9 protein-coding genes, 6 tRNA genes and 1 pseudogene are annotated in these 7,278 nt (G+C 71.2%); 8 read left to right on the top strand and 8 right to left on the bottom strand.

Annotated features, from left to right (window positions below; translation table 11 throughout):
- Positions 1–2: 2 nt before the first annotated feature.
- A tRNA-Val gene (locus JS521_RS31885) sits at positions 3–74 on the bottom strand.
- Between the two features lie 54 nt (positions 75–128).
- Positions 129–584 carry a TIGR02611 family protein gene (locus JS521_RS31880; RefSeq protein WP_205086391.1) on the bottom strand — a complete coding sequence of 152 codons (456 nt, stop codon included), beginning with the start codon at positions 582–584 and terminating at the stop codon, positions 129–131.
- 200 nt (positions 585–784) lie between these two features.
- Between JS521_RS31880 and JS521_RS31875 the strand changes: the two genes are divergently transcribed.
- On the top strand, positions 785–1,198 hold the full coding sequence (locus tag JS521_RS31875) for an SsgA family sporulation/cell division regulator (RefSeq protein ID WP_003959770.1): 414 nt from the start codon (positions 785–787) through the stop codon (positions 1,196–1,198).
- Between the two features lie 266 nt (positions 1,199–1,464).
- Positions 1,465–2,061 carry a CGNR zinc finger domain-containing protein gene (locus JS521_RS31870; protein WP_205086390.1) on the top strand — a complete coding sequence of 199 codons (597 nt, stop codon included), beginning with the start codon at positions 1,465–1,467 and terminating at the stop codon, positions 2,059–2,061.
- A 39-nt stretch (positions 2,062–2,100) separates the two neighbouring features.
- Here the strand turns inward: JS521_RS31870 and JS521_RS31865 are convergent, their stop codons facing one another.
- Together JS521_RS31865 and JS521_RS31860 are read right to left on the bottom strand one after the other, a co-directional pair.
- On the bottom strand, positions 2,101–2,256 hold the full coding sequence (locus JS521_RS31865) for a hypothetical protein (RefSeq protein ID WP_205086389.1): 156 nt from the start codon (positions 2,254–2,256) through the stop codon (positions 2,101–2,103).
- Positions 2,257–2,410: 154 nt separating this feature from the next.
- Positions 2,411–2,872 (bottom strand): hypothetical protein, encoded by a 462-nt coding sequence (locus JS521_RS31860; RefSeq protein WP_205086388.1) that lies wholly within the window; start codon positions 2,870–2,872, stop codon positions 2,411–2,413.
- A gap of 168 nt (positions 2,873–3,040) precedes the next feature.
- On the opposite strand from JS521_RS31860, the gene JS521_RS31855 reads away from it, so the two are divergent.
- Positions 3,041–3,559, top strand: coding sequence for a DsbA family protein (locus JS521_RS31855; protein ID WP_205086387.1), 519 nt, complete (start codon positions 3,041–3,043; stop codon positions 3,557–3,559).
- Between the two features lie 44 nt (positions 3,560–3,603).
- Here the strand turns inward: JS521_RS31855 and JS521_RS31850 are convergent, their stop codons facing one another.
- From JS521_RS31850 to JS521_RS31840, 3 genes are all read right to left on the bottom strand, one after another.
- Entirely contained in the window at positions 3,604–4,440 is an 837-nt protein-coding gene (locus JS521_RS31850) for a GNAT family N-acetyltransferase (protein ID WP_205086386.1), read from the bottom strand.
- Positions 4,441–4,526: 86 nt separating this feature from the next.
- Entirely contained in the window at positions 4,527–5,348 is an 822-nt protein-coding gene (locus JS521_RS31845) for an aminotransferase class IV (RefSeq protein ID WP_205086392.1), read from the bottom strand.
- Entirely contained in the window at positions 5,348–6,403 is a 1,056-nt protein-coding gene (locus JS521_RS31840) for a chorismate-binding protein (protein ID WP_205086385.1), read from the bottom strand. The genes JS521_RS31845 and JS521_RS31840 overlap by 1 nt, the downstream gene beginning before the upstream one ends.
- Positions 6,404–6,560: 157 nt before the next feature.
- On the opposite strand from JS521_RS31840, the gene JS521_RS31835 reads away from it, so the two are divergent.
- The 5 genes from JS521_RS31835 to JS521_RS31815 all read left to right on the top strand — a co-directional run bounded on the left by JS521_RS31835 (position 6,561) and on the right by JS521_RS31815 (position 7,034).
- Positions 6,561–6,633 (top strand) — tRNA-Gly (locus JS521_RS31835).
- A 38-nt stretch (positions 6,634–6,671) separates the two neighbouring features.
- Positions 6,672–6,745: transfer RNA gene (locus tag JS521_RS31830), tRNA-Cys, on the top strand.
- Position 6,746: 1 nt separating this feature from the next.
- Positions 6,747–6,818: transfer RNA gene (locus JS521_RS31825), tRNA-Val, on the top strand.
- A 36-nt stretch (positions 6,819–6,854) separates the two neighbouring features.
- A tRNA-Val gene (locus tag JS521_RS31820) sits at positions 6,855–6,926 on the top strand.
- A gap of 33 nt (positions 6,927–6,959) precedes the next feature.
- Positions 6,960–7,034, top strand: a tRNA-Val gene (locus JS521_RS31815).
- Between the two features lie 109 nt (positions 7,035–7,143).
- On the opposite strand, the pseudogene JS521_RS37040 reads toward JS521_RS31815, so the two are convergent.
- A pseudogene (locus JS521_RS37040) lies at positions 7,144–7,278 on the bottom strand (zf-TFIIB domain-containing protein); the annotation flags it as partial.

Here is a 7,278-nt window from a genome sequence, read left to right as displayed (position 1 = left end):
GGTGGGCGATACTGGGTTCGAACCAGTGACCTCTTCGGTGTGAACGAAGCGCTCTCCCACTGAGCTAATCGCCCGGGCGCACCGCAAACATTACCCCATGTCAGCGGTGCTCCTGGACCGTCCCCGGACTACTCGCTGATCTTCCACGGCATGGTGAGCCCGAACTTCCAGACGTAGATCCCGACCAGCACCGCCATGATCACGAGTCCCACCGTGGTGAGGATGATGTTGCGCCGCCGGACCTTGGGATCGAGGGCCCGCTGCGCCGCCTCGGTGACCTTGCGCTTGGTCCAGCGCAGCACCAGCTGGGCCCAGACGAACTCGGTCGCCCAGATCGCCATGCCGGCGAAGATCACCAGCCAGCCGGGGCCGGGCAGCACCAGCATGAGCACGCCCGCGATCACGACGCCGAGGCCGACGACGAAGACGCCGACCTGCCAGCTCAGATGGAGCGCCCTCGACGCCTTGATGAAACCCGGCGCCCGCGAGCCCAGCTCGCGTTCCTCCCGGTCAGATTCCCCCGTGGCGGGTGCCGGGTCCGCCTGCTCGGCGACCTTGCTCCGCTCGTCACTCTCCGCGTTCATGAACCCAACTTACCCGACCGGCTCCGGTCACACATTCGTCACTGGAATGGACGCATGACTCAAAGTTACAAGCCGCTGAGCGAGGGACCTGAAGCATCACAAATGGGTCAGAGGGGTTTACAACGCCACCGTAGGTGGCATGTCGATTTCGCCGACGTGCGAATCCCCGAGCGCACACTGAGCGAAAGGCCCTGGCGCTTATGAACACCACGGTCAGCTGCGAGCTGCACCTGCGCCTCGTTGTGTCGAGCGAGTCCTCACTGCCTGTACCCGCGGGCCTGCGGTATGACACGGCCGATCCCTATGCCGTGCACGCCACCTTCCACACCGGAGCGGAGGAGACGGTCGAATGGGTATTCGCCCGCGACCTCCTTGCCGAGGGGCTGCACCGGCCCACCGGCACCGGAGACGTCCGCGTCTGGCCATCTCGTAGTCACGGTCAAGGCGTCGTATGCATCGCCCTGAGCTCCCCAGAGGGAGAAGCCCTGCTCGAAGCCCCGGCGCGGGCCCTGGAGTCGTTCCTGAAGAGGACCGACGCCGCGGTTCCACCCGGCACCGAGCATCGTCACTTCGATCTCGACACGGAGCTCTCCCACATCCTGGCCGAGAGCTGAGCCAGGCAGAGAGCCGCTCGACGCCGTCCGACTCGGGGCGACGGCGTCGTGACGACAACCGCATAGGGCAGACACCGGCGCCGTCGTCGCGGAATCCACCGCGGCGACGGCCCCGGTGCGCTCGGCCCCGCACGCTCCTCCCCTGCCCCGGAGGGGCTCGTTCCGCTCCCGGGCGGGCCCGCACCGCCCCCGGCCCCGGCGGACCGAGCCAGTAGAGTCAGCCGCCATCGGCAGGCGCCCGCCCGCCGGAGGCCAGGGAGCGAAGCGTGCTGATCCCTCACGACACCCGGATCGCCCTCGACACGGTGGTCGATCTGGTGAACACCGCACCGGAGAGCGAGCCACCGCGGGACGACCCCGCGGACCCGCTCGCGGACGGACCCGAGGACGGTCTCGCCGACATCCCCGCCCTGTACGCCTTCGCGGAGCGGCATCTCATCAGCGGGGTCGGCACGCTCGGCGAGCGGGACCTGACCGCCGTGCGCGACGTACGGGCCCGTTTCGCCGAGGTCTTCGCGGCGCCCGACCCCCGCACCGCGGCCGACCTGGTCAACCGGCTCGTGGCGGCGGCCGGGACCACCCCGCAGCTCACCGACCACGACGGCTACGACTGGCACGTGCACTACTTCGCGCCGGACGCCTCGATCGCCGACCATCTCGCGGCCGACTGCGGCATGGCGCTGGCCTTCATCATCGTGGCGGGCGAGCAGGAGCGGCTGCGGCGCTGCGAGGCCCCGGACTGCGGGCACGCGTTCGTCGACCTGTCGCGCAACCGCTCCCGCCGCTACTGCTCCAGCCGTACGTGCGGGAACCGGCTCCACGTCGCGGCGTACCGGGCCCGGCGCAAGGAGGCCGCGGGCTGACACCGAGGCCGGCGTCGCCCCGCGCGGCGGCGCCGCGCGTCACAGCATGAAGAGATCGTGCAGGGCGGCCAGCAGCAGCAGCACCCCGATGACCGTCAGGAAGATCATCAGAGGCGGCTGGGAGAGCGCGAAGAGACAGCCGCGAGGCTCTTCGGCGGGGCGTGCGGGGGCTTCGCCCCGGGAGGTATCCACCATCTCGGTGTGATCATGACGCACCGATGGGCGGGCTTGCGCTCAACCGGGTTCATTCACCCGGGAGTTCACCGTCCCGTGGTCATCGGTAATCGCTCCGGCGTACGGGTTGCCGTCAGGCATTCGGACCGGACGGGCCCACTGGAAGCCCGAAGCCTCAGATGCCGTGCTTCTTGAGGATCGCCTCGATGTCGCTGAAGTCGTCGCCGGGTGCGGCGGCCTCCTGCTTCTTCTTCGGCTTCGACTGCGGCTGCGCGGTCGAAGCCGCACCACCGGCTCCGAGCGAGGGGGCCGAGGCGGCCGGGGCGACGGCCTCGTTCCGCCCGGCCGCCCGCGCGGCCTTGCGTTCCGCGCGGGTGGTGCCGCTGCGGCGCTCGACGGCGCGGGTGGTCATGAACAGCAGCCAGGAGAGGCCGAGCACCCCGAAGCCGAGCCAGACGCTGGGCTTGAAGGCGATCCCGGCGACCCACTCCACGACCCCGGTCAGCACGAGCCCGATGGGGACGAGGGAGTAGGCGGCGATCCTCGTGGCCGTGAGGAACCGCTTGCGGTACGCGGTCACCGCGGCGATGCCCAGGCCGGCCGCCGACACCGCGGAACAGATGGTCTCGGCAAGCATCACGGCCTCCAGGCTCAGGGGGTACGTCCCTTCCATCCTGCACCGGCGACCCTCGTCGGGGCCACGGCGGCGGTCCACCTCAGGGACATTTCAGGGCCGGGCTCCTCCCCAGGGGGAGGGGTCCGGTGCGGATTGGGTCGTGCCCGCCCGGCCTGGAAGACTGGGTGCATGAGCGATTCCACCCCCGCGGCACCGGTCGTCGTCGACCTGTGGTGCGACCTCGAATGCCCCGACTGCCACCGCGCCCTCGACGACGTACGCGCCCTGCGGGCCCGGTACGGGGACCGCGTCGAGCTCCGGCTGCGGCACTTCCCGCTGGAGAAGCACAAGCACGCGTACGCCGCGGCCCAGGCCGCCGAGGAGGCCGTCGAGCAGGGCCGGGGCTGGCCGTACATCGAGGCCCTGCTGTCCCGGACCGACGACCTCGGCCGCACGGGCGAGCCGGTGCTCCTCGACGTGGCCCGCGAACTGGGCCTGGACGCCGAGGAGTTCGACACCGCGCTGATCGACGGCCGGCACCTGCTGATCGTCGACGCCGACCACGCCGAGGGCAAGGCGATCGGCGTCACCGGCACGCCCACCTATGTGATCAGCGACGAGCGGCTGGACGGCGGCAAGAGCCAGGACGGGCTGCGCGAGCGGATCGAGGAGATCGTGGACGGCGTCCTGGCCGCACGGGACCAGTAGCGGGGCGTACCGACGCGGGGCCGGGCCGCCCCGCGGGGACCGCTCTACAGCGCCTTGGCCAGGTTGTACCGCGTCGTCGTGTAGCCCAGGGACTCGTACAGCCGCAGGGCCGGGGTGTTGGAGGCGAAGACGTGCAGGCCGATCCGGTCCGCGCGCCAGGCGCGGGTGACGTCCTCGGCAAGGAGCATCAGCGCCCGGCCGTGGCCCCGGCCCCGGTGCTCCTCGCGCACCTCGACGTCGAAGACGTATCCGGCCGGGCCGCCCGGCTCCAGCTCCCGCAGGGCCACCCACACATGGCCGACGGCCTCGCCCGCCTGGAGCAGCACCCGGAAGCGCATCCCCTCGGTCTCCAGTCCGTCCGGCAGATGGGCCGCGTCGTCGGACTCGGACTTGAGCCGGGCCTGCTCGGGCTCGACGCCGCGGTCGATCCAGTTCTGTGCGTACGCCCGCACCGCGACCTGCCGCCAGGCGGCGAACTCCTCCTCGCTCATCGCGCGCGAGGTGAGTCCGGCGGGCAGCGGGGCGGTGTCCGGGCCGACGTCCTTGACCATGTTGCGGCTGCGTTCGGTGTAGCCGAGGGCGGCCGCGAGGCGTCGGGCCGGGTCGTTGTCGGCGGGGACCTCCACCCGTACCCGGGTGCAGCCCCACCCCCGCAGCACCTCCTCGGCGGCGAGCGCGGCAATGGTGCCCCGGCCGCGCCTGCGCCGGGACTCCTCCACGGCGAGGGAGCCGAGCACCCCGGCGGTCGGGCCGAACGCGTCGTCGGTGCTGATCGCGACGGAGCCGACGGGCCGCCCGTTGTCGCACACGTCGTAGTGGCGGGACCGCGCGCCGTCGGCGCCCTGCTGAAGCGGCCCGGACGGCCGGAGTGTCGTGGTCATCAAGGGTTTGTATCCCCTGGACGACGCCCCGTCACGCGCGTTTCCGGGCCGCCGGGCCCGTTCCACGGGTCGAGGACGTCGCCCGTCTACGGGTCGAGGTCGTCGCCCGCCCGCTCGGCGAAGATCCGCATCGCCTTCGCCGTCACCGGTCCGATCTCCGGCTTCAGCTCGCGGTCGTCGATCCGGTGCACCGCCTGGACGTCGCGGAGGGTCGAGGTCAGGAACACCTCGTCGGCCTCGGCGAGCACGTCCATCGGCAGATCGGTCTCCTCGGCCCCGGTCCACTCCACGGTCAGCGCCCGGGTGATCCCGGCGAGGCAGCCGGAGGCGACCGGCGGGGTGTGGATGCGGCCGTCCAGGACGACGAACACGTTGGAGCCGGTGCCTTCGCAGAGCCGGTCGGCGGTGTTGGGGAACAGCGCCTCGGACGCGCCCTTCTCCCGCGCCCGGGCCAGGGCGACGACGTTCTCAGCGTACGAGGTGGTCTTCAGGCCGGTGAGCGCGCCGCGTTCGTTGCGCGTCCAGGGGACGGTGATCACCGCCGTGCTGTCCGGGCGGCGGCTCACCCCGTCGAGGGCGACGACGAGGCTCGGCCCGTCCGTGCCCCGGTCCGAGCCGAGCGGGGACAGCCCGCCGGTGTAGGTGATCCGCAGGCGTCCCAGGGCGACGGGATTGGCGTCGACGACCGCGGCGACGGCGCGACGGACCTCGTCGTGGTCCGGGTCGGGCAGGCCGAGGCCCCGGGCGGAGCGGGTGAGGCGGTCGAGGTGCCGGGTCAGCGCGAAGGGGCGCCCCTCGCTCGTACGCACCGTCTCGAAGATGCCGTCGCCCACGGTCAGCCCGTGGTCGAGCACCGACAGCCGGGCGTCGTCGGCGTCCCGCAGTCCGCCGTTGACCCAGATCCTCATCATGCGTCCCTTCCTGTCTCCAGATGCGTCCCCGACGCTACAGCGAGCAGCCGGGAAGCCTTGAGTTCGGTCTCGTCCCATTCGCGCTGCGGGTCGGATCCCCAGGTGATGCCGGCGCCGGTCCCGAACCGCAGCAGCGCCTCGGGCCCGGTCCGGTCGATCCAGAACGTCCGTATGCCCACGGCGAGCGATGCGGTGCCCCGATCCGCGTCGACCCAGCCGATCGCCCCGCAGTACGGCCCGCGCGGACCCCGCTCCAGCTCGGCGATGATCCGCAGCGCGCTGGACTTCGGCGCGCCGGTGACCGAGCCGGGCGGGAAGGCCGCCGCGAACAGCTCCGGCCAGCCCGCCCCCTCGGCCGGCCGGCCCCGGACGGTGGAGACGAGGTGGACGAGACCGGGGTGCTTCTCCACCACGCAGAGGTCGGGCACGGTGACGCTGCCGGTGGCGCAGACCCGGCCGAGGTCGTTGCGGACCAGGTCCACGATCATCACGTTCTCGGCGTGGTCCTTCTCCAGCAGATCGGCCTCGGTCCGGCCGGTGCCCTTGATCGGCCCGGACTCCACCGTCCGCCCGTCGCGCCGGAGGAAGAGCTCCGGGGAGGCGGTGGCGATCTCCACGCCGTGGCCGGGCAGCCGGATCGTTCCCGCGTACGGAGCGGGGTTGCCGCGGGCGAGCAGGGAGGTCAGCGCGTCGACGTCGGCACCGGTCCCGCCGCCGGGGAGCGGCGCGGACAGCACCCGGCAGAGGTTGGCCTGGTAGACGTCGCCCGCCGCGATGTGTTCACGGATCCGCCGTACGCCCGCCGTGTAGGCGTCACGGTCCAGCGAGGAGGTCCAGTCCCCGCCGGCGGGCCCGCGCCAGGCTCCGGGCGCGGGAGGGGGCACCGCTTCCTTGCGTACGTCGGAGAAGCGGGCGCAGACGATACGACCCTCGAAATCAGCGGATACCGCCCAGAAACCGGACGAGTCGAGAGCCGCGGGATCGTGGGTCACATCCTGCAGACCGGAGGCTATGAGGCCGTCGAAACGGGCCAAGGGGGCGAGGTCGGACACGCGAATGAGTCTAGGACGGTGTGCGGTGACCTGCGTCGGGGCGAGGACCGGGCCGGGGTCGGCGCAGCACGCTGCACAAACGCGTTTTTGTACTGGCCCAGGAATCCGCTAGAGTTCAACACGTCGCCGGGACACGCAAGCGGACCGGGAAAGACAAGCGGACGTAGCTCAGTTGGTAGAGCGCAACCTTGCCAAGGTTGAGGTCGCCAGTTCGAACCTGGTCGTCCGCTCGCAGAAGGTGGGGGATTCTTCCCGAGCCCCCATCCCTGGTGGAGTGGCCGAGAGGCGAGGCAACGGCCTGCAAAGCCGTCTACACGGGTTCAAATCCCGTCTCCACCTCCAAGGACGATTAGCTCAGCGGGAGAGCGCTTCCCTGACACGGAAGAGGTCACTGGTTCAATCCCAGTATCGTCCACTGATCCGTAAGGATCACTGGTCCGCAAGGATCCCCGCGCGATTAGCTCAGCGGGAGAGCGCTTCCCTGACACGGAAGAGGTCACTGGTTCAATCCCAGTATCGCGCACGCAGCACACACGAGGTAAACGCAGGTTCACCTGCGCGATTAGCTCAGCGGGAGAGCGCTTCCCTGACACGGAAGAGGTCACTGGTTCAATCCCAGTATCGCGCACCAGCAAGAACCCCCGGCCGTCCCCACGGCCGGGGGTTCTTTTGTCGTACTGCGTACGGTCCGCCCCTCCGTGGCCCGGGCGGCACGAGGCTTCCCGGGCCACGGAGAACGCTCAGGACGAGAACAGCATCCGGCCGAAGCCCTTCTGGCGGTGGTGGCCGTAGTGCCCACCGTGCCCGCCGTGCTGCGGCGCACCCCAGGCGGGGGCGTGAGCGGCGGGAGGGGCGGCCGGGTAGCCCTGCGGGGC

The organism is Streptomyces durocortorensis, from assembly GCF_016901035.1.
GTDB classification, from domain to species: domain Bacteria; phylum Actinomycetota; class Actinomycetes; order Streptomycetales; family Streptomycetaceae; genus Streptomyces; species Streptomyces durocortorensis.
The sequence above is the reverse complement of the archived record's forward strand: the minus strand, read 5'-3'. Positions and strand labels throughout refer to the sequence as shown.

What these genes read in the sequence shown, in the direction of transcription:
- JS521_RS31850 (WP_205086386.1), bottom strand. Translation starts at nt 4,440, where the DNA reads ATGACCACGACACTCCGGCCGTCCGGGCCGCTTCAGCAGGGCGCCGAC.
- JS521_RS31865 (WP_205086389.1), bottom strand. Translation starts at nt 2,256, where the DNA reads ATGGTGGATACCTCCCGGGGCGAAGCCCCCGCACGCCCCGCCGAAGAG.
- JS521_RS31880 (WP_205086391.1), bottom strand. Translation starts at nt 584, where the DNA reads ATGAACGCGGAGAGTGACGAGCGGAGCAAGGTCGCCGAGCAGGCGGAC.
- JS521_RS31855 (WP_205086387.1), top strand. Translation starts at nt 3,041, where the DNA reads ATGAGCGATTCCACCCCCGCGGCACCGGTCGTCGTCGACCTGTGGTGC.
- JS521_RS31845 (WP_205086392.1), bottom strand. Translation starts at nt 5,348, where the DNA reads ATGAGGATCTGGGTCAACGGCGGACTGCGGGACGCCGACGACGCCCGG.
- JS521_RS31860 (WP_205086388.1), bottom strand. Translation starts at nt 2,872, where the DNA reads ATGCTTGCCGAGACCATCTGTTCCGCGGTGTCGGCGGCCGGCCTGGGC.
- JS521_RS31875 (WP_003959770.1), top strand. Translation starts at nt 785, where the DNA reads ATGAACACCACGGTCAGCTGCGAGCTGCACCTGCGCCTCGTTGTGTCG.